This window comes from Sorangium sp. So ce1504 (assembly GCF_051521635.1).
Classification (GTDB): Bacteria; Myxococcota_A; Polyangia; order Polyangiales; family Polyangiaceae; genus Sorangium; species Sorangium cellulosum_B.
Genome location: NZ_CP150365.1, coordinates 8,900,520 through 8,921,649, shown reverse-complemented (window position 1 = coordinate 8,921,649; position 21,130 = coordinate 8,900,520). Strand labels below are relative to the sequence as shown.

Here is a 21,130-nt window from a genome sequence, read left to right as displayed (position 1 = left end):
GCTCAGCTCCTGCGCGCGTTCTTGGCCGCCTTGGAGACGGCGGGCATCAGCAGATCGCCCTCCACGTGCCCGGACACCTCCAGGATGGTGCGCCCCTCCGCGTCGCGCCCGGGGCGCTCCCGCGTGTAGCGCTCGGCGGGCGCGGCGAGCACCACGCCGAGGTCGCGCGCGGCGCCGGTGAGCTCGGCCGAGAGCGCCTCGTCGACGAGGCGGGCCCGCTCGACGCTCGACGAGCCGGCGGGGATGGCGACGGCCACCGAGCCCGCGACGACCCCGCCCTTCGCGAGCAGCCCGTGCGGCGAGCCGGTCGTCTGCGCGAGCTTCAGCGCGACGCGCGCCGCCTCGCAGCGGTCGCGCGCGGCGGCGAGCGACGCCGCGCCGCGGCGGAGGATCTCGCGCGCGTCCTCCGCGGGAACCCCGCGGTACTCCTCGGCGAGCGCCGCGTTCGCCTCCCTGATCCGCGTCACCTCGGCCTCGGCGGCCGCGACGTCGGCCTCGTACTGGGACAGATCGATCGAGCTCATGGCGTGTCGTCACCCTCGGTTCGTGAACAGGAGGCTCCCTGCGAGCAGCGCGCCGGCCGCAGCGGCGCCGTAGAGGCAATAGCGCGCGAGCGCCGCCTGGCCAGCCAGGTACAGCTGGAGCCCCGCGAAGCCGGCGGCGATCGCGAGCGCCGCGTAGATGAGCTGGCGCACCCCCGTGTAGACGAGCGACGCGGCCTGGGCGAGGCCGCGGATCTTCACCTCGGCCTCGCCGCGGTTGGCGCGCGTGAGGTACTTGCGCAGATCGTCCGGGATCGTCAGCGCCTTGATCCCCATGTCCTTCGCCGCCTCGAGGGCGATCTGGGCCCAGTCGCGGCTGCCGAGGACGAAGTCCTGCAGGTAGGGGCGCACGACGTCCATCGGGTTCAGGTCCGGATCGAGCTGCGTGCAGACGCCGGTCAAGAGGAGGAGGGTGCGCTCGAGCAGCACGAAGTCGCGCGGCACGTGGAACGCGCCGGAGAGCTCCTTCAGCCCGATGTTCATGCGCCGGAGGTCGATCAGGCTCTCGATGCCCTTCTGCGGATCGAGCTTGATGTCCTTCAGGTTGAACGACTCGAGCTTCACCTCGTCCTGGAAGCGCTGGTGGAAGAACTCGACGACCTTCTCGCTGACGTCGACGGCGTCCCGCCGCGAGAAGAAGCGCATCTTGCGCAGCGCCTTGATGATCCCCTCCGTGTCGCGGCGGATCACGGCCTCGAGGAACTCGGGGATGCCCTCGCGCATCTCCTGGGAGAGCTCGGCGACCGCGCCGAAGTCGAGCAGGATGAGCTCCCCGCCCGGCCCGACCAGCATGTTCCCCGGGTGCGGATCCGCGTGGTAGACGCCGTCGATGAAGATCTGCTGGCAGAAGACCTGCACGATCTGCCGGGCGAGCGCCTTGCGATCGACGCCGTGCGCGTCGAGCGCCGCGACGTCGCCCACCTTGATGCCCTCGACGAACGTCGTCGTCATCACCCGGCGCGTGCAGTAGGCATCGATGGGCCGGGGGAACCGGACCTGCGGCTGCTTCGCGAAGTTGTCGGCGATGCGCACGATGTTCCTGGCCTCGCGCACGAAGTCGAGCTCCTCCAGGATCATCGAGCGGATCTGGTGGTAGTAGGCGTCGAGCCCCTGCACGGGGACGAACTGCGCGACGATCGCCATGATGCGGCGGATGGTGAGCAGGTCGAGGCGGACGATCTCGTCGATGTCGCGGTGCTGCACCTTCACGGCCACGCGCGTGCCGTCCATGAGCCACGCCTCGTGCACCTGGCCGAGCGACGCGCTCGCGAGCGGCTCCCTGTGGAAGCGGGCGAAGACCTCGCCGATGGGGCGCCCGAGCTCCTCGGCGATGCGCGCCTCGATCTCCTCGTAGGGGCGCGGCGGCACCTGGTCCTGCAGCCCCTCGAGCCCCGCGCGCAGGGTCGCGGGGAGGAAGTTCGCCATGATGCTGAGCATCTGGCCGACCTTGATGAAGAGGCCCTGGAGCTCGACGATCGTGCGCTCGATGCGGCGGGCGTTCCTCGCATGGACCTCGTCCACGCGGTTGTTCGCCCACGTCTCTCCGAAGAGGCGGCGGAGGAAGAAGAACCAGAGGTAGCTCGCGAGGACGGTGAACGTCGTCAGGTACGCGCGGATGAAGCGGCCGCTCTGCGCGGCGTTCTGGCGGAGCGAGCTGGGCTTCGCGGCGGAGGGCTGCGCGCGCCGCAGCGCCCTGGCGGACCCGGGCGGCGGGGCGTCGCCCGCGCCGGGGGGCCTCGGCGCGTCGCCCGCGTCGTGCTCGCGCTGGACCACGCCGGGGGGCAGCTCGCCGGGCGCGCGCGGCGGCTCTGCGGGCGAGCGAACCAGCCCGGAGGACGGGCCCAGCTCTTCGGGGACGGCGCCGTGTGACACCGCGGCAGCCTAGCATCGCTCCGCGCCGGCCCGCGAAAACGCGGGAGCGATGCGGCGCGCCATCCGCCCTCGCGTCATCGCGCCCGCGCCATGGCCTCCGCGATCGCGTCGTAGACGGCGGGCCGCGCGCGACGGATCGCGTCGGAGGCGCGCGTCGGGTGGACGCGGTTCGTGAGCAGCACGCCGACGAGCTCCGCTTCCGGATCGATCCAGAGGCTCGTCCCTGTGAAGCCGAGGTGGCCGAAGGTCTGCGGGCCGAAGCGCGCGCCGGAGCTCGGGCTCTCGCCGCTCCTGCCGTCGAACCCGGCGCGCAGCGACCCGCCCGGGCGCGGCGCGATCAGCCGCTCTACCTCGTCGCGCGAGAGCCACTCCGGGCGCTCGCCCGCGAGCGCCTCGAGCAGCGCGACCCCGAGCCGCGCCACGGACATGGCGTCGCCGAAGAGGCCCGCGTGCCCGGCCATCCCGTCGCGCGCGATCGTCCAGGCGTTGTCGTCGTGCACCGCGCCGCGGAGCACGCCCCCGCGGAACGCGACGTCCTCGGTGGGGACGACGCGCTCGTCGAACCGCGGCTCGCGCCGCCGGAGCGCGCGGACCGGCGCGACCGCGAGCCCGAGCGGGCCCGTCACCTCCCGCGCGACGACCTCGTCGAGCTCGGCCTCGCCGCGCCGCGCGACCGCGGCGCCGAGCAGCAGGTACCCGAGGTCGCTGTACACCGGCGGGAACCCGCCGGCGGGCGGATCGCCCTCGCACTCGGCGCGGCGCCCGTTCGCGCAGTCGAGCAGCGCGCCGAGGGGATCGATCGGCGCGTCGTCGCCGGGCGGATGGAGCGGGCGGTGCGCCTCGAGCCCGGCGCGGTGGGCGGCGAGGAGCTCGAGCGGCACGCGCGCCGACCGCGTGCCGGCGAGCTCCGGAAGCACCTGCCCGAGCGGCTCGTCGAACCTCACCTTGCCTGCGCGGGCGAGCCGGGCGAACGCGAGCGCGGTGAACGGCTTCGTCACCGACGCCAGATCGAAGATCGCGTCGCCCGTCGCCGCGGCCGGCGCCGCGCCGCGGGCGCCGGCCGGCGGGCTGCCTTCCAGCCACAGGCGTCCAGCGGCGCCCGCTCCGTACCGGACGTTGTCTCGCGTGCGCGCGGCTGCGGCGACGCACGCGCACGGCGCGGCGCGGTGCGCTTCGATCGCGAGCGCTGCGATCGGCGTGAGATCGACGGGGGTCATGGCCGAGGATGAGGAGGGCAGGGTGCCCCTGTCAAACGAGCTCTGGCGGCAGGCTGGATGACTCGGCGGATGAGCCGGACGACGCGTGGACAATCGCGACGCGCTCCCCGAAAAATCGAGCCGCACGGGCGGTCCTGCTTCAGGATCTCCCCGTGGCTTCTCCCGTGGGCACCGAAATACGCGCCGCCGTTGCGCCGCTCGCCGCGCTTGCGGCGAGGTACGACGATCGCCGGCCCGATCGCTGGGAGCCGGTCCCCGAGCGGCTCGACGCGGCCATCGCGTGCGACGTCGAGCTCGCCGAGGCCGGGCGTGTCGCGCGGGCGCCGCTCGTTGCCGAGCTCGCGCGCCGCTTCGAGTTCCTCGCCCACTACCTGGACGCGATCCTGCTCGTGCCGCGCGAGCGCTTCGTTCTTCCGGAGGATCTCGCCGCGTCGGCGGACGACACGCCGTTGCCGCTCGACCGCGCGGGGCACGCGACCGTGAGCGCGCCGCACGCGTACCTGCTCACGTACAGCCTGCTCGATCTCGGGCCGGGTGACCGTCTGCTCGAGCTCGGCACGGGCACCGGCTACGGGGCGGCGCTCGCGCGGCGCATCGTCGGCCCGACCGGGCACGTCGCCTCGATCGAGATCGACCCCGTGCTTCACGCGCGCGCGGTTCGGCTGCTCGGCGCGCGGCCGGATCGCCAGGAGGGCGACGAGACGCTCGCGGCCAGCGCCGCCGGGCCGTCCGACGAGGGCGCGGGCGTCACGCTGCTGTGCGGCGACGGGCGCTCGCTCGCCGAGCGCGTGCTCGCGGGTGAGCGGACGTCGCCGTCGGAGCGGCCCTGGAAGGTCGCGGTGACGTACGCGCTGACCGAGCCTCCCACGGCGCTCGAGGCGCAGCTGAGCGACGGGGGTGTCCTTGTCGCGCCGGTCGGCGCGTGGGAGGGCCACCAGGAGCTCGTGCGCGTCGAGCGCCGGCAGGGCGCGCTCCTCCGCGAGGTGCACGGCGCGGTCCGCTACGTGGCGGAGCGCGGGCACAGCTAGCTCTCGCAGCGGCCACGCACCGACGCCTTCGCCGTCCGGTGTTGACCCATCCGGACCAGACGCCCCGTCCTCCGGATCGGGTAGGAGCTGTCGGGCTGGGATCGAGGTGAGCGCCGGCGGGGGTCTCCGCGCGGCGGGGGCGGGTGGGCGCGGCGAGCACCGACCGAGGTGCCATCCGGTCTCAGAGGGCGCGACGTCTCAGGCGCGCCTTGTGTGGCGCGCGACGAAACGTTCCAGGTGGCATAGCCCGAAGGGAGACATGCCGGGCGGTGTTCTCAGCGCAAGCGCTTCGGTCCCCGTCTTGGCGGATGGCCGAGCGCCCGCCCGCCCCCGCCGCGCGGAGATCCCCGCCGGCGCGTGCTGCTCGGCGTGGCGCCCTCTCCCTTCCTTCCCCGTCCCCCGTCCCCCGTCCCGTCGCACCGCTCCCCACCGCCCCCCCTGCCGGATCAGAGAACGCGCCACCGTCTTTGACCCTGGACCGCCTGGAACTTTATCCTGGCCTCCCCGAGGCGGGGCCGCCCCTGCGCGTCGGCTAGGCCCGTCGTGGACCAGGGAGAAGACCGGGAGCACTATGGCGGAGTTCGTTTGGGAGGCGCGCGGCCGCACCGGAGAGATCCGGAAGGGCACCATGGAGGCCGAGAACGAGGCGGCGGTGCAGAACCGCCTCCGCGCTCAGCAGCTCAACCCCACCCGCGTCAAGAAGAAGGGGGCGCAGCTCAGCCTCAGCCTGAGCTTCGGCTCGGGCGTCGAGCCGAAGGACCTCGTCAAGTTCATCCGCCAGTTCGCGACGATGATCGACGCGGGCCTCCCGCTGGTCCAGTGCCTCGAGATCCTGGCGAACCAGGAGCCGAACAAGATCTTCCAGGCGGCGCTGAAGGACATCAAGAACACGGTCGAGCAGGGCGCCACGTTCAGCGACGCGCTCCGGCGCCACCCGAAGATCTTCGACGACCTGTTCGTCAACCTCGTCCAGGCCGGCGAGGTGGGCGGCATCCTCGACAGCATCCTGAACCGGCTCGCGATCTACATCGAGAAGCGCGTGAAGCTCGCGCGCCAGGTGCGGGGCGCGCTCGCGTACCCGATCGCCGTCATCGTGATCATGGTCGTCGTCATGGTCGTGCTGATGTCGTTCGTCATCCCGTCCTTCGAGACGATGTTCGCGGAGTTCGGCGCGAAGGACGCGCTCCCGCAGCTCACGAAGATCGTCATCGCCGTCTCGAAGACGTTCGTCACCTACCTCCCGCTCATCGTGGTCGTGGCGGTGGGCGCGGTCGTCGGCGCGACCTACTTCTACCGCTCGCCGTCCGGCAAGCGGATGGTGCACCGCCTCATCCTCAGGCTCCCCATCATCGGCCCGGTCATGCAGAAGATCGCCGTCGCGCGGTTCTCGCGCACGCTCGGCACGCTGCTCGGCTCCGGCGTGCCGATCCTCGACGCGCTCGACATCGTCGCGAAGACGGCCGGCAACGTCGTCGTGGAGGAGGGCCTCATGTACTCCCGCCAGAAGATCTCCGAAGGGAAGAACATGGCCGAGCCGCTCGGTGAGATGCAGGTCTTCCCCGGCATGGTCGTGCAGATGGTCGCGGTCGGCGAGCAGACCGGCGCCCTCGACACGATGCTCAACAAGATCGCCGACTTCTATGAAGAGGAGGTCGACGTCGCCGTCGCCGCGCTGACGTCGCTGCTCGAGCCGCTCCTCATGGTCATCGTCGGCGGCATGGTGGGCGTCGTGCTCATCTCGATGTACCTGCCGATCTTCGATCTCGCCGGCAAGATCAAGGCGGAGTGATGTCGCCCGCGGCCTCCCCGGCGAGCCCGGGCGGCGAGGCCGGGGCGCCGCGAGATCACGCCGATGCCGCGCCGCCGCGCGACGCCCGCGCCTCGACACCGGCGATGCTGCTCCCGTCCGGCGCTCCCGGCGGCGCCGAGGCGCCGCTCGCGAGCCGGCTCACCTGGCTCATCGCGCTGCGCCTCGCGGTGCTCACGGTCTTCCTCGTCGTGACCGCGGCGGTGTACCTCGGCGGCTTCACCCCCGGGAGCTTCTCCAGCAACGTCGCGCTGGTCACGGTCGCCGCCGCGTACGGCGTCTCCGGCATCTACGCCGTGTTCCTGCGCATGAACCGCGCCCTCCGGGCGATCGCGCGGGCGCAGCTCGTGACCGATCAGATCACCTGGACCGCGCTCGTGTACATCACCGGCGGGGCATCGAGCGGCGCGACGTCGCTCTACGGCCTCACCTGCCTCACGGGGGCGATCCTCCTCGGGCTCCCCGGCGCCATCGTCGCCGCGGCGTCGGGGGCGGCGGCGTACCTCGTCCTGTGCGCGGCGCTCGGGCTGCACCTCCTCGGGGTGCCGCCGGATCAGCCCGCCGGGGCGTACGCGACGCAGTGGGGCGAGCTGCGGTACCCCATGTTCGTCAACCTGCTCGCGATCGTGGTGGTCACGCTGCTCGCGAGCTACCTGGCGGAGCGGCTGCGCGCGACGGGCGGCCGGCTCGTGCAGGCCACCGCGCGGGCGGAGCAGGCCGAGCGGCTCGCGGCGCTGGGCCGCCTCGCCGCGGGGCTGGCCCACGAGATCAGGAACCCGCTCGGCTCGATCGCGGGATCCATCGAGCTCCTCCGCACGGGCGGGACGCTCTCCGACGAGGACCGCAAGCTCTGCGAGATCATCGAGCGCGAGACCGCGCGCCTGAACGACCTCGTGGGCGACATGCTCGATCTGTCGCGCCCGCGGGTGCCCACGCTCGAGGGCGTGGACCTCTCGGCGACGGCCCGCGACGTCGTCGTGCTCGCGGGGCGCTCGGGCCGCGGCAGCGACGTCGAGGTGCGCTTCGATGGACCGTCGTCCGCGCCGGTGACCGCCGACGCGGCCCAGATGCGCCAGGTCGTCTGGAACCTCGTGCGGAACGCGATCCAGGCGAGCTCCGCGGGCGCCGTCGTGACCGTGCGCCTCTGGCGCGACCCGAGCGCCTGGCTCCTGGAGATCCGCGACAAGGGGCGAGGCATCCCCGCGGGCGCCCGCGATCGCCTCTTCGACGCGTTCTTCACGACCCGCACGCACGGCATGGGCATCGGCCTGGCCGTGGTGAAGCGGATCCTCGACGATCACGGCTTCGCGATCGAGGTGGACAGCCGCGAGGGCGAGGGCACCGCGTTCCGGGTGAGGGTCCCGGACCGGCCGCCGGAGTCCGGCGGCGCGGAGCGCCTCGCCGTCGCCGCGGAGCTCTCCCCACGATCGCGCCCGGCGGGCTGACGCGGAGCCCGCGCAGCCGCGGTCGATGCATCGTCACATCGGACGCGTGGCGCTCCGTTCACGCCCCGCTGCGCCGCGCACGAGCTTCTCCGGGCGCCCAGCCGGGAGATTGCGGCCGAGCCCGTCGCCGCGCGTGAATAGGCCGCCGAGGCCGTCGTCTGCCCCTGGGGAGCGGGCCAGTGCAGTCGGATTGCTGTCTCTTTTCGCGGTGTTCATGGAGAGCAGGGGCGGGACGTCGCCGGGCCGCCGGGCCCTGCGTCCGACCTGGCAGGCCGTTTGCGTAGGACCAAGGTGAGCAGTAGAAGCCTCCCGAGGCGCGCTCGCTGCCCGCAGGCACAGAAGGAGAACCATACGTGACACGCAGGATGAACCATCTCTTCGCGGCGGCGTTCTCGCTGCTCGCGCTCACGCTCGGCCCGGTGGGCCTCGCCAGCGCCGGGCCGGCGACGGACGTCGTCAAGGCCAAGCAGACGGCCCTGTTCGACCTCCTGAAGAAGGGGGGGGGCGAGAACCAGAAGAAGGTGGGCGCGGTCTTCGACGAGATGCTCGATTACTCGGCGCTGGCGGAGGCCTCGCTGGGCAGCGAGTGGGCCGCGCGGACCGACGCCGAGAAGCAGCAGTTCAGCGAGCTCCTCAAGCAGCTCGTGCGCAAGGCCTACGAGCGCAACCTGAAGAAGACGCTCGACTTCAACGTCGAGTACCTCAGCGAGACGGCGAGCGGCAGCGCCATCATCGTCAAGACCAAGGCCGCCTCCAGGAAGGACGCGCGCGAGGAGCCGGTCGAGATCGCCTTCAAGCTCTCCGAGAAGGGCGGCGTCTGGCGCGTGCAGGACATCGTCACCGAGGGCGTCAGCCTTGTGGGGAGCTACCGCGCCCAGTTCACGAAGATCATCAAGAAGGATGGGTTCCCGGCGCTCATCCAGAAAATGAAGGACAAGCTCGCCAAGGGCGACGTCTGACCCGCCCCGCCGCGCCTCGTCCGGCGCGATCGCCGTGAACTCGCCTGAAATGCCGCCGGGTTGATACCCTTGGCGGGTATGGCTGCTGGACAGAGGCGCGGCCGGCCGGCGCGCGCGCTGGGCCTTGCGCCGTCGATCCGCGCGCTCGCGCCCGGCGGCGGCGCGGCCCCGCGCCCGCCCGACGACCGTCCTGTCCTCCGGCTCGCCGTCAGCAAGGGCGCGCTCGCCATCGAGCTCGGGGAGCCGTTCGCGCTCGGTCCGCTCCGCGTCACCGAGCTCGTGGTGCGGCTCGCCGGGATCCGGTTCCCCGTCGACCTCTCCGGCGGCGTGGCGCGCTTCCGGCACCGGCGTGGCCAGCTCGTCCGGCTCTCCGTCGAGGCGCAGGGGACCGAGCTCGCCGGCTGGGCCGCGCCGCGGCTCCGCGGCCTCCTCGGCGACGGCGCGCCGCAGCTCATCATCGCGCCCATCGAGGACGGCGCGCTGGTCGCGCTGCGATCCGGCGAGACGGCGCTCGCGTTCGACGTCGCCGTGGCCCCGGGGGAGCGCGCGCTCAGGCTCCTGCCGGAGCGCGCCCGCGGCATCGGCCTCGCCGCCCCGCCGCACGCGCTCGCGCTGCAGGCGCTCTCGATGATGGCGGGTACGCACGGGCGCCTCGTCGAGGGCGCGATCGTTCTGGACGCCGCGGTCGAGCGGATCGTCCGCCTGCTCCTGCCCGCGGCGGGCGCGCGGGCGCCCGCGGTGGAGGGGGTGCAGTGGGCCGTGGTCACCGCGGAGGCGGGCCGCTTCCGCGCCGAAGGCGCGCTCGGCGCGGCGCCTCCCGCGCTCGGCGACCGCGCGCTCAGGGCGCTCGAGGCGGCCGAGCTCGCCGGCGCCGCCGACGAGCTCGCGTTCGCGGGCGGGCTCGACGAGGCGCGGCGCGCCTACCTCGCCGCGCTGGAGCGCGCCCCGCGGCACCCCGAGATCTCCTCGCGCCTCGCCTGGCTCGACCTCGTGATCGGCGAGCGCGCCGAGGGGGCGCTCTCGACCGTCGTCGACGCCATGCCCGCCGTGGACGCCGGCCTCCTCGGCGGCGCGCTCCTCGAGGCGGTCGGCGATCATGACGGCGCGTTCTCCGCGCTCGCGCGCGCCGCGCACGCGGAGCCCTACGGCCCGCTCGCCGCGCTCGCGTGGCTGCGCGCGGCGGCGCTCGCGGACGCCGTCGACGTGCGCCTCGACGCGCTGAACCTCGGCGTGGCGCGCGCGCCCGGGATCGAGGCGCTGCGGTGGGCGCGATTCCACGCGCGGCTCGACGTCGCCGACGTGCGCGGCGCGCTCGCGGACGCCGAGCACCTCGAGGCCTCCGCGCGCGGCGCCGAGGCGCGCCACGCCGTGTCTCGCAGGGCCGCGGAGGCGTTCCTCGCGCGGGGCGACGTCGCCGACGCGCGGGTGCTCTTCGAGCGGGCGCTCCGCTACGCGCCGGAGAGCCCCGACGTGGTCGCGGGCCTGGCGCGCTCGCTGCGGGCGGCGGGGGAGGGGAGGCGCGCGCTCGACCTCCTCGCCCGGGCGCGCGCCCTCGCCGCGCGCAGCGGCGCGCCCGCGTGCGCGCTCGATCTCGAGCTCGGCCGCGGCCTCGCGGAGATCGCGGGGGATCTCCCGGCGGCGATCGCGCGCGTGCGGAGCGTCCCGCCCGGCGTGCCGGAGGCGCTGGAGGCGCGGCTGCTCGAGGGCCGCTGGTGCGCCGGGCTCGGCGATCTCGGGGGAGCGTCGGTCGCGCTCGGGCGGCTGCGCGACGCGGTGGAGCTCGCCCTCCAGGGCCGCGCGGACGACGCGGGCCCCGGTCGCGCGAGGGGAGCGCCGTTCGGCGACGGCGCCGCCGCCGTCGCGGCTCTTCTCGCCGAGGCCGCCGAGATCGAGGAGCGAACCCGGGGGGATCTCCTCGCGGCGCAGCGACAGCTAGGCCTCGCGCTGCGCCTCCGGCCGCGCGATCCAGGCATCACCGCCGCGTTCCGCCGCGTCTCGGGCGAGATCGCGCCGCCGGTCGCGCCTGCCCCGGCGGCGCCGCCTGGCCCGGTCCAGCGGCCCCGCGCGGCCGAGCAGCGGATCGAGGTCCACGTCGCCGCCCCGCGCCGGCGCACGGTCCCGCCCGAGCCCGTGGTGATCGCTCCGGCGCCGAACAAGCCTCCCCCTGTCTCCCGCGCGCCGACCTCCCCGCCCGAGGCCGCGCCGATCGACCCCGGGACCATCGACGAGATGCCCACGCTCGATGGCACCGACACGTCGACCGACCTCACGGCGCCCATCCCCAGCAGCGTCACGCTGGCGGAGGGGCAGGTGCCGCTGGCCCGCGCGTTCGGCGTCGACGACGAGCTCCTTGCCGAGCGGCTGGCCGATCGGCTCCGCGCCGATCCCGCCGACCAGGGGGTGGCGATGGCGCTCGCCGATGTGCTCGATCGGCTCGGTCGCGATCTCGATCTCCTCGCCCTGCTCTCGGCGCGGATGGAGGAGGGGGACGACGCCGTCCGCCTGGAGGTCGCGCCGCGGCGGCGCGACGTGCTCGCGCGGCTCGCTGCTCGGGCGCGGGCCGAGGGGCGCGACTCGGAGGCGGAGCTCTACGAGATGCTGCTCCAGAGCGAGCTCGCCTGAGCGCGCCCGCGCGGCCCGCGCCCTCGCGGCGGAGGCGCGCGCTTGGCCCGCGCCCTCGCGGCGGAGACGCGCGCTTGGCCCACGCGTCGCGCCCGTGATAGCCCGAGCTCTTGCGCAGCGCGCGCAGCGCTTGGAGGTGCAGCATGGCCGAGCAGCCGTCGAACCGCGCCCAGCAGGAGGGCTCGCCGTGCGAGCCGGGCGCCTCGCCCGCGAAGGCGGGCCGTCCGATCATCGTGCAGAAGTATGGCGGCTCATCGGTCGCCGACGTCGACAGGATCGGCAAGGTCGCCGAGCGCGTCGTCGCCGCGAAGCGCGCCGGCAACGACGTCGTCGTCGTGGTCAGCGCGATGGGCAAGACCACCGACGGCCTGCTCGCGCTCGCCCGGCAGGCGGCGAGCGCGGCCGCGGATCCTCCCCGGCGCGAGCTCGACATGCTGCTCTCGACCGGCGAGCGCGTCTCGATGGCGCTCCTCTCGATCGCCATCCAGGCCCGGGGCTTCGAGGCGATCTCGTTCACGGGCTCCCAGTCCGGCATCCTCACGAACGATCGCCATTTCGACGCGCGCATCATCGAGGTCCGCCCGTTCCGCATCGAGGACGAGCTCGCCCGCGGCCGCATCGTGATCGTCGCCGGCTACCAGGGGATGAGCTACCGCCGCGAGATCACGACGCTCGGCCGCGGGGGCTCCGACACCACGGCCGTGGCGCTCGCGGCGGCGCTGGGCGCCGAGCGCTGCGAGATCTACAGCGACGTCGACGGCGTGTACTCGGCCGACCCTCGGGTCGTCCCGGACGCCCGTCACCTGCCCGAGCTCGACTGCGCGGTCCTCCAGGAGATGGCCGAGTGCGGCGCGAAGGTCGTCTGCGCCCAGGCGGTCGAGTGGGCGCGGCGCTCCGGCGTGGCCCTGGTCGCGCGGTCGACCTTCGACGCCGGCCCCGGCGCGCGGGAGACGGTGGTGCGCCGGTTCGCGCCGGGCTCGGCGCCTCCGGCGCTCGCGGCGCGCGCGATCGTCGCCGAGGGCAACGTCGTCCTCGCGCGGGCGCACGGCGGGCTCCGGCTCGACGAGGTCCTCCGCGTGGCGGGCGAGCTCGGGCTTGGCTTCCGGGATCTCTCCTTCGGTCACGGCGGCGGCGCGTTCGTGATCCCGCTCCTCAACGTGCCCGAGTGGCAGGGGGCCAGGCGAAAGCTCGCCGCGCTGCTGCCGTCGCTCGAGCTCGTCGAGGGGCTCGCGGCGGTAAGCGTCGTCGGCGACGGGCTCTCCGCGACGGCGGAGCCGCTCGCGCGCTTCGTGGAGGTCCTCGGGCGCGCCGGCATCGCGCCTCGGTTCATGGTCGCGGGCCCCCTGCGCCTCGGCGCCCTCGTCGACGCCGCGGACGTCGCGGCCGCGCAGCGCCTGCTGCACGCGTCGTTCGTCGGCGGCTGAGCGCGCCGCTCGCGAGGCGGAGGACGACCGTCAGTGCTTTCTCTGTCGCGTGAGCGCGACGAGCCCCGCCCAGCACGCGACCCACACGATCTCGCGCGACGCGTCCCAGGCGATCGCCGCCGGTCCGATCGACGCGGCCTCCTCCTCGGGGGCGCCGGGGCGCGTCGCCCCGAGCTCGGCGACGAGCGTCGGGGCGGCGTTCGACGGCACGTGGACCAGCTGCGCCCGGCGCTCGCCCTCGCGCGCGAAGAGCGCGAGCAGCGGTGAGGTCTTGTGGTCGCCTGCGAAGGCGAGGGCGACGACCACCGCGAGCCCCTCCAGCACGCGGAAGGTCTCGCCGCCGTTGCGCGACACGCAGAGGAGCCCGGCGCCGGAGATCGCGATCGAGCGCCCGCCGGCCGCCGCTGCGAGCCTGCAGTCGTCGGACTCGGCCGCGCGCCGCGCCGCTCCCGACAGCGGCACGACCGGCGAGCCTTCGTCGTCGCCGCGGAGCCGCTCGAGCTGTGGTCCTTCGGCCGCGCTCGTGAGCGCGACGATCACCCCCTCGCTCGCGCTCATCCGGAGCACGCCGTCCCGCAGCGCGGGCCCGGGCGACAGGGAGAGCGCGCCCTTCGATGGAGACGGCGCGCCGTCGCGGCGGGGCGAGCCCGCGGCCACGGCGGAGCCGGTCTCCGGCGCTGAAACGACCGCGCCGGCCGCGGGCGACCACAGCGTCTTGCCGGCCAGCACCCACAGGCGCCCCGGCGTCGTCGCGAGCGTCACCGGCGCGCCGCCCGAGCCCCACGCGCCGAGCGTGCTCGCGCTCTTCCCCCGGTCGTCGCTCAGCAGCAGGTTGCCGCGGCGCGTGGCGATGAGGATCGCGCTGTCCGACAGCGCGATCGAGGACGCCGACGTGTCGATGCCGGCGCGGCGCGCGGAGAGCGCCCCCGCGTCGACGACGAGCACGGTCCCGCGCTCGCCGCCCGCCCGCTCCGCGCGGCGCGGGCGACCTCCCGATCGCGCGGCGGGCTCGCTCGTCAGCCCGGGCTCTGCGCCGGCGCTGCCTGCGACGACGTAGCCGCCGGCCACCGCGAGCGTGCTGCACGGGACGGCGGCGCCTGCGTCCTCGACGACGACCCAGGGCAGCGCATCCCAGACGGGGGCCTGGTCGTCGGGGAGATCGGGCAATTCTGCGAGCAGATCTTCGCCCTCGTAGGCGCCCTCCTGGTCCGCGTCGAGCGCCGGCAGCTCCCCCTCGTCCACGTCGTCCGCCGGGTCCTCTCCCGTCCCTTCCGCGCCGCCGTCGTCGCCGTGCGCCCCGCCGTGATCGTCGAGATCGTCCTGCTCGGCGTCGCTCTGCTCGACGGCCTCCTCGGACAGCCACGTGCTCGCGTCGGCCTCCGCGATCCCCTCGTGGAGCGCCCCGACGTCGACGCCTTCTTCCGCGGGCTCGTCCTCCCCGGTCCCGCCGTCGTCCACGGCGAGCTCGACGCCGATCTCGAGGTCGCTCGCGTTCGCGTCGTCGAGCCCCTGCTCCGCGTCGTCGAGCGTCTGCAGGAGGTCGTCGAAGCCCTCGTCGCTCCCTTCTTCCTCGTCGTGCCCGAGCGGCGGCAGGTCGATCAGCTTGCCGTCGTTCTCGTCGTGCTCGTCGTGCTCGCGCTCGTCGTCATCGACGGCGGTCTTCGGCTGCGGCGCCGGGCACGTCTCGCGGCGCTCCTCCATTCGCTCGCTGCAGGCTCGTGAGGCTGACATCGGCGGGAGTGTAGCGCCCCTGGCGGCGCTTTCGCCCCGCGCGGCGATCCCCGAGCGCTCCGTGGGCCCCAGAGCCCGCCTGCCCCGGCTCGCGGCGGTGGCTCTCGTCGGCTCTCGTCTGGCTCGGGCCCGCGGCCCGTCGCCTCCCGACGACGCCGCCGGCGAGCCGCCGGTGCGAATCATGAAGGGTGAAGGTGAGCGGCCCGACGATCTCGCGCCGCTTTGGCGGGCGCGAGAACGCCACGGGGCCCGCGGATCGAGGGAGGGACGTGGCATCTTGACGCGGCGAGGGGGCTGGCCATCCCCGCCGGGTGTGCCCGCTGGATCCCTCCGGCGAGCGGTGCTTAGCTCCGCCGTCCATGGGCCGGAACGACAGCAATTCCAGGCGAGTCGCGTCCGCGTCTCCGGCCGGCGGGCAGCCCTCGGGGGCAGCGGGGCAGCTCGGGCCCGCGCGCGGCCCCCTCTCGATCGCGGATGCGAGCGCCGGGATGCTGGTGCAGCACGTGGTGGTCCATCCAGCGGACGTCGTGTTCGTGAAGAGCATCGTCGAGGCGAGCGACGGCGTCGCGCTCCTGCTCGCGGATCGCGGCGGAGAGATCACGCTCGCGGCGCCGCTCGGACGGGGCGACGAGTTCGCCGAGCTCCTGCGCGATCTGGAGTGCGACGTCGGGGCGCGTCGCCGCGACGCGCTGCGCTGAGGGTGGCATGACGGAGCGCCGCGACCCGAGCTCGGTCGATCTCGTCCAGGAGCCCTCGCTGGACGCCGCCGCGCCCGACGGCGCGGCGCAGGGCCTGCCCGCGTCGTCGGGCGCGCTGCTCGACCCGCGCATCCTCGCTGCCTGGCGGGAGTGGCTCGCCGCGCTCGCGACCGACGCCGAGGCGGCCATCGCCGCGGCCCACGTGTACGGGGAGCTCGGCCCCGAGGCGCGCGAGGCGTGGCTCGACGTCCTCGCGGAAGACGCGCCCAAGCTGCAGGTGCCTGCGGTGGCGATCTATGCGCCGCTCCTGTCGGTCGAGAGCGACGCCGGTCGCCGCGAGCGGATCGAGGTCGCGATCGAGGGGGGGGAGCACGCGCCGCGTCCGACGGGCGGCTTCGCGCTGCGCGGCGTCGCCGCGGGGGGCGATCGCGTGGTGGCGCTGGTGACGCCGCTCTACCTGCGCTTCGTGCGGGTGCTCTGGTGCCGCTATCTCCCCGAGGATGGCATCGCCTGGGCGCGGCACGATCCCATCGTCCGCGCGGAGGACGCCCCGGGTCCGGGGATCCTGCTCGACGGCGCGCAGCTCGAGGCCACGCCGATCAAGCTGGTCATCGAGGAGCTGTGCCATGCCGTCCTGGCGCAGCGGCGCAAGGGCGCCGAGCTCCCGCCCTCGCTGCAGCTCTGCGCTGATCTCTTCGACGCCCACCTGGAGGGTGATCCGCTGCCATGAGGCCGCTCGCGCCGTTCTGCACGCCGCTCTTGCTGCTCGCGATCGGCTGCGGTGGGGGCGGCGACGCCGTCCGGGAGCCAGCGGCGGGGCCGCCGGTCGCCGCGGCGGCCCCGGCGCCCGGCCCGGTGCGGAGCTTCTCGTACGAGACCCTCGACGGCCGCGAGCTCTCGACCGGGTCGCTCTCGGGCAGGTTCAGCGTGATCGGCTTCGTCGCGACCTACGATGTGGCGTCTCAGGCGGAGGCGCGGTTCCTCGCGGGGCTGTTCCGCGATCACACGCCGCGCGTCAACGCGGCGCTCCTGGTCCTCGAGGCGAGCGAGAACCGGCCGCTCGTCGAGGCCTTCGTCGCGGCGCTCAAGCTCCCGTACCCGGTGGCGCTCGCGGACGCCCCGACGATCGCCGGAGAGGGGCCCTTCGCCGGGCTGCACCACGTGCCGAGCGTCGTCGTCCTCGACGCAGGGGGCCGGGAGGTCTTCCGGCACGTGGGTCTCATCACCCAGGAAGCGCTCGAGGAGGTCCTCCGCGGCCTCGAGCGCGCGAGCGCGCGGCCCGCGCGGTAGGCCAGGCAGCGCGCCGCCAGTCGGCCACCGCGGCGCCGGGCAGAAGCTCGCATGTGGACGGATGGTGCGGTTTGCGCGCGAGCGGCCGTGGCGCGCAGTGCCGAGTTCGTGCTGAAGATGGCAATCCCGTGTGGCCTATCGGAATGCCGTGCACAGCGGTGCCTGGTGCGCCTCGCCGGGAGCAGAGGTGCAGTCGCTTTTCTTCGGCTGGCGCGCGTCTGTCTGGGCGATGATGGCGCGCATGATGATCGACCACATCGGTTTTCCGTACGCGTTCTGCGGACCACATCCTGTCTTCGAGCCTCTGCGCCGCTTAGAAACCCGCGCCGGAGGTACCGATGGACGAGAGCACACGCACCTGGCGCGACCGCGTGGCGCGCTGGCACAAGAGCGGGCACTCCGCCCGCGTGTTCGCGGAGCAGGAGGGGGTCAACGCCGGCACACTGTACTCCTGGAGCCGCCGACTGGGCATGAAGCGGAGCGAGTACCGGCAGCGCTCGGAGAAGGCGACGCTTCCGACGCTGCTGCCCGTGGTGGTCGCCCCGCCAGCATCCACGACGCCCTCGCCGGGCGCGGCGCTGGAGATCGTCTTGCCGGACGGGGCGGTCGTCCGCGTCCCGCCGTCGTTCGACGAGGTTACGCTGGCGCGCGTTGTTCGTGCGCTCGGGGGGGCGCGATGATCCCTGGCCGCGTCTCGATCTACGTTGCCACCGAGCCGCTCGATCTACGGCGCTCGTTCGATGGTCTCGCTGCCGTCGTGCGCGAGGTGCTGCGACAAGACCCGCTCTCCGGAGCGCTGTTTCTCTTTTTCAACCGGGCAGCCGATCGCTGCAAGGCCCTTTGGTGGGACCGCAGCGGGTACTGTCTACTTTACAAAAGGCTCGAGCGTGGGGCGTTTCGAGCCCCGCGTGCCGTCACTCCGGGAGCCACGAGCGTCCTCATTGACGCCGCCGAGCTCGCGAAGATCCTGGAAGGCATCGCCCTGTCGCCTTCGAAGTTGCGGCGAGCGGTCCCGTTCGCCGAGACCGCACCGCCTCCGGTCCCCTGATCTCGCCTGACAGCCTCGCACGCTCCTGGGTAGCCCCACGGTTGCATTGCCTCGAGCGACATAAATTTTCCTCCACAAGCCCCTTCAAAAAGCAAGAGCTCACGAGTACTTACCGCGCCGTGAGCAAGCCGGTCGAAGAGCAGATTCGCGAGCTCAAGGACAAGCTCGCGCGCGCTGCCCACGAGCGGGACGAGTACCGCAAGCTCTACGAGCTCGCCAGCATCGAGCTGGAGCGGCTTCGCCGGCACATCTTCGGCCAGAAGGCCGAGCACGTCGACCCCGGGCAGATGCAGCTCGCCTTCGATGCGATCGTGCAGATGCTCGCGGGCACCGGGGCGCAGCCGGATGCGGGCGCGACCGGCTCACCCGACGGTCGCGATGGCGCGGCGCCGAACGGCTCCTCCGGAGGCGGGGACAAGGGGCGCCAAGCTCGCCCGCACGGGCGGCAACGGCTGCCCGAGCATCTGCCGGTCGAGCGGATCGAGCTGTTGCCGCCGGAGGCGCAGGACGAGCGCGCGACCGCGCTTGTCCGCATCGGCGAGGAGGTGTCGGAGACGCTGGAGTGGCGGCCCGCGAGCTTCGTGCGACTGCAGATCGTGAGGCCGAAGTTCGCGGTCAAAGGTGAGCCCGAGCAAGGCATCACGATCGCCGACGTCCCCGACAGCCCTGTCCCGCGCAGCCTCGCCGGTCCGGGGTTGCTCGCGCACGTGCTGGTGAGCAAGTACGCCGACCACTTGCCGCTTCACCGGCAGGAGAAGATGTTCGAGCGCTGGGGCCTTCACCTCTCGCGCTCGACGCTGTGCGGCTGGGTCGAATCGTGCGCCGGCAAGCTCGCGATCGTCGTCGAGGCGATGGCCAAGGACGCCCTGAACGCGCACTGCATAGCCATCGACGCCACCGGCGTGCTCGTGCAAGCAAAGGAGAAGTGTCGGCGGGGCCACTTCTGGGTCCTGGTGGCGGACCGAGATCACGTCCTGTTCCGTTTCACGCCGCATCACAACCAGGATGGTCCGAAGGAGTTCCTTCGCGGCTACAAGGGCTATGTCCAGGCCGACGCCTCGAACGTCTACGAGCAGCTCTTCCGCACCGAGGGGGTGACCGAGGTCGGTTGCTGGGCCCATTGCCGGCGAAAGTTCTTCGAGGCGATGACCTCCGACCGGGACCGCGCGACGGTAGCCATCGGCTTCATTCGCAAGCTCTACGCGATCGACAAGGCGACCAAGGAGCTGGCTCCGAACCGTCGAACCGAGCAGCGCCGGACGGATGCCGAGCCCGTGCTCGTGGCCTTCCGCGCGTGGCTTGAGACAGAGGACCTGCTCGTCCTCCCGAGGAGCCCCATCGCAGGCGCCATCGGCTACGCGCTCAACCAATGGACCGCGCTCACTCGCTTCCTCGAGGATGGTCGGCTCCGCCTGGACAACAACCGGAGCGAGCTTGAGCTCCGCCGTGAAGCCGTGGGCCGTAAGAACTGGCTCTTCGTGGGCAGCAAGGACGGTGCCGAGTGGAACGCCACCATCGTGTCGCTCATCGCCTCCTGCGCGCTGCACGGCATCGAGCCCTGGGCCTACTTGCGCGACGTGCTGATCCTGCTGCCCACCTGGCCTCCCGAGCGGGTCATCGAGCTCGCTCCCAAGTCCTGGAAGCAGACCCTCGAGAACGCCGACGCTCGGCAACGGCTCGCGGCCAGTCCGTGGCCCCGGGCGCCGGACGCGACGCCCAGCTGATCGCTCCTCAGCGTCGCCGTCCGCTGCCGTGGGCAACGTCGCCGCCTTGCCGCCCGCCGGGCGCACCGGTCGCCGGCTTTGGCGCGCTGGTGCCGGCTCTTCGGCGCTTGCGCGGTCGACGCGTGGCTTCCGGCGCCTTGTCAACGATTCGGGCCCGGCAGAGGCATCGGCGGCGCGCGGCTTCGCCGCCGCACGCCTGCGGGCGACTTGCACGCGGGCGGCGACGTCGGCGTCGACTGCCGGTTCCCCGACTCGCTGGGCCAAGCCCCCCTTCGTCGCAGGCCGCTCTTGCTCTCGCATCGCGTCGCGAATCTACGGTGACGGCGCGCACCTCGCGACGATGTGGTCTACAGAACGGATACGGTTTTCCAGTCTCGGATTATGAGCGGAGCAAGGCCTTCTATCTGGCGGCCCTGGCCCCTCTTGGCTACGGGCTCGTGATGGAGATCACGCCGGAGATGACCGGGGGGGCGGGCACCCACGCCGGCCTGGGGCCCGAGGGGAAGCCGGACTTCTGGATCGGCACGGGAACCCCGCTGCAGGGAAGCTTGCATGTCGCCTTCGTCGCGAAGACGCGGGCCGACGTCGATGCGTTCTACCGGGCCGCGCTCGCCGCTGGAGGCGTCGACAACGGTCCGCCGGGGCTACGGCCGCAGTACCACCCGGGCTACTACGGTGCGTTCGTGCGTGATCCTGATGGGCACAACATCGAAGCGGTCTGTCATGGCGGGTGAGGGCTGACGGGAGTCCGGCGCGCGATCCTCTCCGGCGCTGGCCGCCCGCTCCTGGTCGCCCTCGGCGACCGTCCTCTCCTCGCGCTCAGAGCCTGCCGAGGAGCTCCGTCTTCTTCGCAGCGAACTCCTGCTCTGTGATGAACCCCTTTTGCCGCAGATCGGCGAGTCGCTCGATGGCGGCGAAGATATCCCCTTCCTGCGCCGGAGCAGGGCGGGGGAGGGCGGCGTCCGCCTGCGCCGGAGCGGCCGCTTGCGCGGGAGCGGGCGGGGCGATCGGCGCCTGCTTCACGGCAAGGTCGCCGGAGATGATTGGCAAGCTCAGCACGCTCACCACGCCGTACTGGCTGGTGAACGTCACGGACGCCCCCGACCCTTGCTGCTGCGACACACCGCCGATCTGATGATCGAGCGTGTCATAGACGCTGATGCGCCCGTTGACCTCGACGGCCAGGCGCCGCGCGCCGGGGAAGTAGGCATATCGGACGTTGTTCTGCGATCCGCTGGAGCTCGGCACGCCGAGCTCCCCGGGCCACCAGCTGCCCGAGCCCCCTCCCGACCCCGGGACGAACAGGCTGACCGGTGATCCCCCAAAGCCTCCGCTGCCACCTTGCTGCTGCTGCTGACCGCCCTGCGATGGATAGCGCGGGGGCGCTGGAACGAAAGGCTGGCTGGCCAGCAGGCTGGACAGCTCGGAGCACAGGCCGTCCACCTTGGCCTTCAGACCGTTGTTGAACATGTCCCCGACCATGGTCATGCCGCCCTGCATCCACTGCCCACCGCCGCCCAGCTCGGGGTGGTAGAACTGCGCCATCGTTCCATGGCCGTTCACGAGCGCCTGCAACAACGTCATCACCGCGTCGGTGCTGACGAAATAGCGCTGTGACAGGTCGGAAACTCTCTGCTGACCTTCGAGGGTGAGTTGCTGCATGGTGAGGCGCTCCGAGAGGGAGCGCCCACCCTTGCACTGCGGTGCGTCGATCGCAATGCGG

19 protein-coding genes are annotated in these 21,130 nt (G+C 73.3%); 13 read left to right on the top strand and 6 right to left on the bottom strand.

Annotation, left to right across the window (positions count from 1 at the left end):
- Positions 1-2 precede the first annotated feature (2 nt).
- The 3 genes from WMF39_RS33610 to WMF39_RS33600 all read right to left on the bottom strand — a co-directional run bounded on the left by WMF39_RS33610 (position 3) and on the right by WMF39_RS33600 (position 3,631).
- Positions 3-524, bottom strand: a complete 522-nt coding sequence (locus tag WMF39_RS33610; protein ID WP_437740559.1) for a hypothetical protein — start codon at positions 522-524, stop codon at positions 3-5.
- A gap of 9 nt (positions 525-533) precedes the next feature.
- Positions 534-2,414, bottom strand: coding sequence for an AarF/UbiB family protein (locus tag WMF39_RS33605; protein ID WP_437740558.1), 1,881 nt, complete (start codon positions 2,412-2,414; stop codon positions 534-536).
- A 74-nt stretch (positions 2,415-2,488) separates the two neighbouring features.
- Positions 2,489-3,631 carry a serine hydrolase domain-containing protein gene (locus WMF39_RS33600; protein ID WP_437740557.1) on the bottom strand — a complete coding sequence of 381 codons (1,143 nt, stop codon included), beginning with the start codon at positions 3,629-3,631 and terminating at the stop codon, positions 2,489-2,491.
- A gap of 152 nt (positions 3,632-3,783) precedes the next feature.
- Here WMF39_RS33600 and WMF39_RS33595 point away from each other — a divergent pair, with 152 nt between their 5' ends.
- From WMF39_RS33595 to WMF39_RS33570, 6 genes are all read left to right on the top strand, one after another.
- Positions 3,784-4,659, top strand: coding sequence for a protein-L-isoaspartate O-methyltransferase family protein (locus WMF39_RS33595; protein WP_437740556.1), 876 nt, complete (start codon positions 3,784-3,786; stop codon positions 4,657-4,659).
- A 571-nt stretch (positions 4,660-5,230) separates the two neighbouring features.
- Entirely contained in the window at positions 5,231-6,448 is a 1,218-nt protein-coding gene (locus WMF39_RS33590; RefSeq protein ID WP_437740555.1) for a type II secretion system F family protein, read from the top strand.
- A complete protein-coding gene (locus WMF39_RS33585) occupies positions 6,448-7,911 on the top strand; it encodes a sensor histidine kinase (protein ID WP_437740554.1) in 1,464 nt (487 codons plus the stop codon). The genes WMF39_RS33590 and WMF39_RS33585 overlap by 1 nt, the downstream gene beginning before the upstream one ends.
- Before the next feature lie 365 nt (positions 7,912-8,276).
- The gene (locus WMF39_RS33580) at positions 8,277-8,870 is read left to right on the top strand and encodes an MlaC/ttg2D family ABC transporter substrate-binding protein (protein ID WP_437740553.1); all 594 of its coding nucleotides are present in this window, start codon (positions 8,277-8,279) and stop codon (positions 8,868-8,870) included.
- 78 nt (positions 8,871-8,948) lie between these two features.
- Entirely contained in the window at positions 8,949-11,492 is a 2,544-nt protein-coding gene (locus tag WMF39_RS33575) for a tetratricopeptide repeat protein (protein ID WP_437740552.1), read from the top strand.
- Between the two features lie 143 nt (positions 11,493-11,635).
- Entirely contained in the window at positions 11,636-12,916 is a 1,281-nt protein-coding gene (locus tag WMF39_RS33570; protein ID WP_437740551.1) for an aspartate kinase, read from the top strand.
- A gap of 30 nt (positions 12,917-12,946) precedes the next feature.
- On the opposite strand, the gene WMF39_RS33565 is transcribed toward WMF39_RS33570, so the two are convergent.
- On the bottom strand, positions 12,947-14,647 hold the full coding sequence (locus WMF39_RS33565; RefSeq protein WP_437740550.1) for a hypothetical protein: 1,701 nt from the start codon (positions 14,645-14,647) through the stop codon (positions 12,947-12,949).
- Between the two features lie 359 nt (positions 14,648-15,006).
- Between WMF39_RS33565 and WMF39_RS33560 the strand changes: the two genes are divergently transcribed.
- Genes WMF39_RS33560 through WMF39_RS33550 form a run of 3 tightly spaced genes read left to right on the top strand, consistent with a single transcriptional unit; the run spans position 15,007 to position 16,635 of the window.
- Complete coding sequence (locus WMF39_RS33560; protein ID WP_437740549.1) at positions 15,007-15,345, top strand: DUF4911 domain-containing protein; 339 nt, start codon at positions 15,007-15,009, stop codon at positions 15,343-15,345.
- A 7-nt stretch (positions 15,346-15,352) separates the two neighbouring features.
- Positions 15,353-16,075, top strand: a complete 723-nt coding sequence (locus WMF39_RS33555) for a hypothetical protein (RefSeq protein WP_437740548.1) — start codon at positions 15,353-15,355, stop codon at positions 16,073-16,075.
- Positions 16,072-16,635, top strand: coding sequence for a TlpA family protein disulfide reductase (locus WMF39_RS33550; protein WP_437740547.1), 564 nt, complete (start codon positions 16,072-16,074; stop codon positions 16,633-16,635). Before WMF39_RS33555 ends, WMF39_RS33550 begins: the two co-directional genes overlap by 4 nt.
- Before the next feature lie 135 nt (positions 16,636-16,770).
- Here WMF39_RS33550 and WMF39_RS33545 read toward each other — a convergent pair whose 3' ends face one another.
- Positions 16,771-16,893 carry a hypothetical protein gene (locus WMF39_RS33545; RefSeq protein ID WP_437740546.1) on the bottom strand — a complete coding sequence of 41 codons (123 nt, stop codon included), beginning with the start codon at positions 16,891-16,893 and terminating at the stop codon, positions 16,771-16,773.
- 80 nt (positions 16,894-16,973) lie between these two features.
- Here WMF39_RS33545 and tnpA point away from each other — a divergent pair, with 80 nt between their 5' ends.
- The 4 genes from tnpA (at position 16,974) to WMF39_RS33525 (ending at position 20,141) form a co-directional block, all read left to right on the top strand.
- Positions 16,974-17,315, top strand: coding sequence for an IS66 family insertion sequence element accessory protein TnpA (tnpA, locus tag WMF39_RS33540; RefSeq protein ID WP_437740545.1), 342 nt, complete (start codon positions 16,974-16,976; stop codon positions 17,313-17,315).
- Complete coding sequence (gene tnpB / locus WMF39_RS33535; protein ID WP_437740544.1) at positions 17,312-17,683, top strand: IS66 family insertion sequence element accessory protein TnpB; 372 nt, start codon at positions 17,312-17,314, stop codon at positions 17,681-17,683. Before tnpA ends, tnpB begins: the two co-directional genes overlap by 4 nt.
- Before the next feature lie 41 nt (positions 17,684-17,724).
- Positions 17,725-19,407, top strand: a complete 1,683-nt coding sequence (gene tnpC / locus WMF39_RS33530) for an IS66 family transposase (protein WP_437740543.1) — start codon at positions 17,725-17,727, stop codon at positions 19,405-19,407.
- Positions 19,408-19,724: 317 nt separating this feature from the next.
- Complete coding sequence (locus WMF39_RS33525) at positions 19,725-20,141, top strand: VOC family protein (protein WP_437740542.1); 417 nt, start codon at positions 19,725-19,727, stop codon at positions 20,139-20,141.
- Positions 20,142-20,226: 85 nt separating this feature from the next.
- Here WMF39_RS33525 and WMF39_RS33520 read toward each other — a convergent pair whose 3' ends face one another.
- Entirely contained in the window at positions 20,227-21,069 is an 843-nt protein-coding gene (locus WMF39_RS33520; RefSeq protein WP_437740541.1) for an SHOCT domain-containing protein, read from the bottom strand.
- Positions 21,070-21,130: the final 61 nt, after the last annotated feature.

Excerpts from the sequence above, each read along its gene's own strand:
- WMF39_RS33610 (WP_437740559.1), bottom strand. The coding sequence starts at position 524 with ATGAGCTCGATCGATCTGTCCCAGTACGAGGCCGACGTCGCGGCCGCC.
- WMF39_RS33585 (WP_437740554.1), top strand. The coding sequence starts at position 6,448 with ATGTCGCCCGCGGCCTCCCCGGCGAGCCCGGGCGGCGAGGCCGGGGCG.
- WMF39_RS33570 (WP_437740551.1), top strand. The coding sequence starts at position 11,636 with ATGGCCGAGCAGCCGTCGAACCGCGCCCAGCAGGAGGGCTCGCCGTGC.
- WMF39_RS33545 (WP_437740546.1), bottom strand. The coding sequence starts at position 16,893 with ATGTGGTCGATCATCATGCGCGCCATCATCGCCCAGACAGACGCGCGC.
- WMF39_RS33560 (WP_437740549.1), top strand. The coding sequence starts at position 15,007 with ATGGGCCGGAACGACAGCAATTCCAGGCGAGTCGCGTCCGCGTCTCCG.
- WMF39_RS33575 (WP_437740552.1), top strand. The coding sequence starts at position 8,949 with ATGGCTGCTGGACAGAGGCGCGGCCGGCCGGCGCGCGCGCTGGGCCTT.
- WMF39_RS33555 (WP_437740548.1), top strand. The coding sequence starts at position 15,353 with ATGACGGAGCGCCGCGACCCGAGCTCGGTCGATCTCGTCCAGGAGCCC.
- WMF39_RS33565 (WP_437740550.1), bottom strand. The coding sequence starts at position 14,647 with ATGTCAGCCTCACGAGCCTGCAGCGAGCGAATGGAGGAGCGCCGCGAG.
- WMF39_RS33520 (WP_437740541.1), bottom strand. The coding sequence starts at position 21,069 with ATGCAGCAACTCACCCTCGAAGGTCAGCAGAGAGTTTCCGACCTGTCA.
- tnpB (WP_437740544.1), top strand. The coding sequence starts at position 17,312 with ATGATCCCTGGCCGCGTCTCGATCTACGTTGCCACCGAGCCGCTCGAT.
- WMF39_RS33580 (WP_437740553.1), top strand. The coding sequence starts at position 8,277 with ATGAACCATCTCTTCGCGGCGGCGTTCTCGCTGCTCGCGCTCACGCTC.
- tnpA (WP_437740545.1), top strand. The coding sequence starts at position 16,974 with ATGGACGAGAGCACACGCACCTGGCGCGACCGCGTGGCGCGCTGGCAC.
- WMF39_RS33550 (WP_437740547.1), top strand. The coding sequence starts at position 16,072 with ATGAGGCCGCTCGCGCCGTTCTGCACGCCGCTCTTGCTGCTCGCGATC.
- WMF39_RS33590 (WP_437740555.1), top strand. The coding sequence starts at position 5,231 with ATGGCGGAGTTCGTTTGGGAGGCGCGCGGCCGCACCGGAGAGATCCGG.
- WMF39_RS33600 (WP_437740557.1), bottom strand. The coding sequence starts at position 3,631 with ATGACCCCCGTCGATCTCACGCCGATCGCAGCGCTCGCGATCGAAGCG.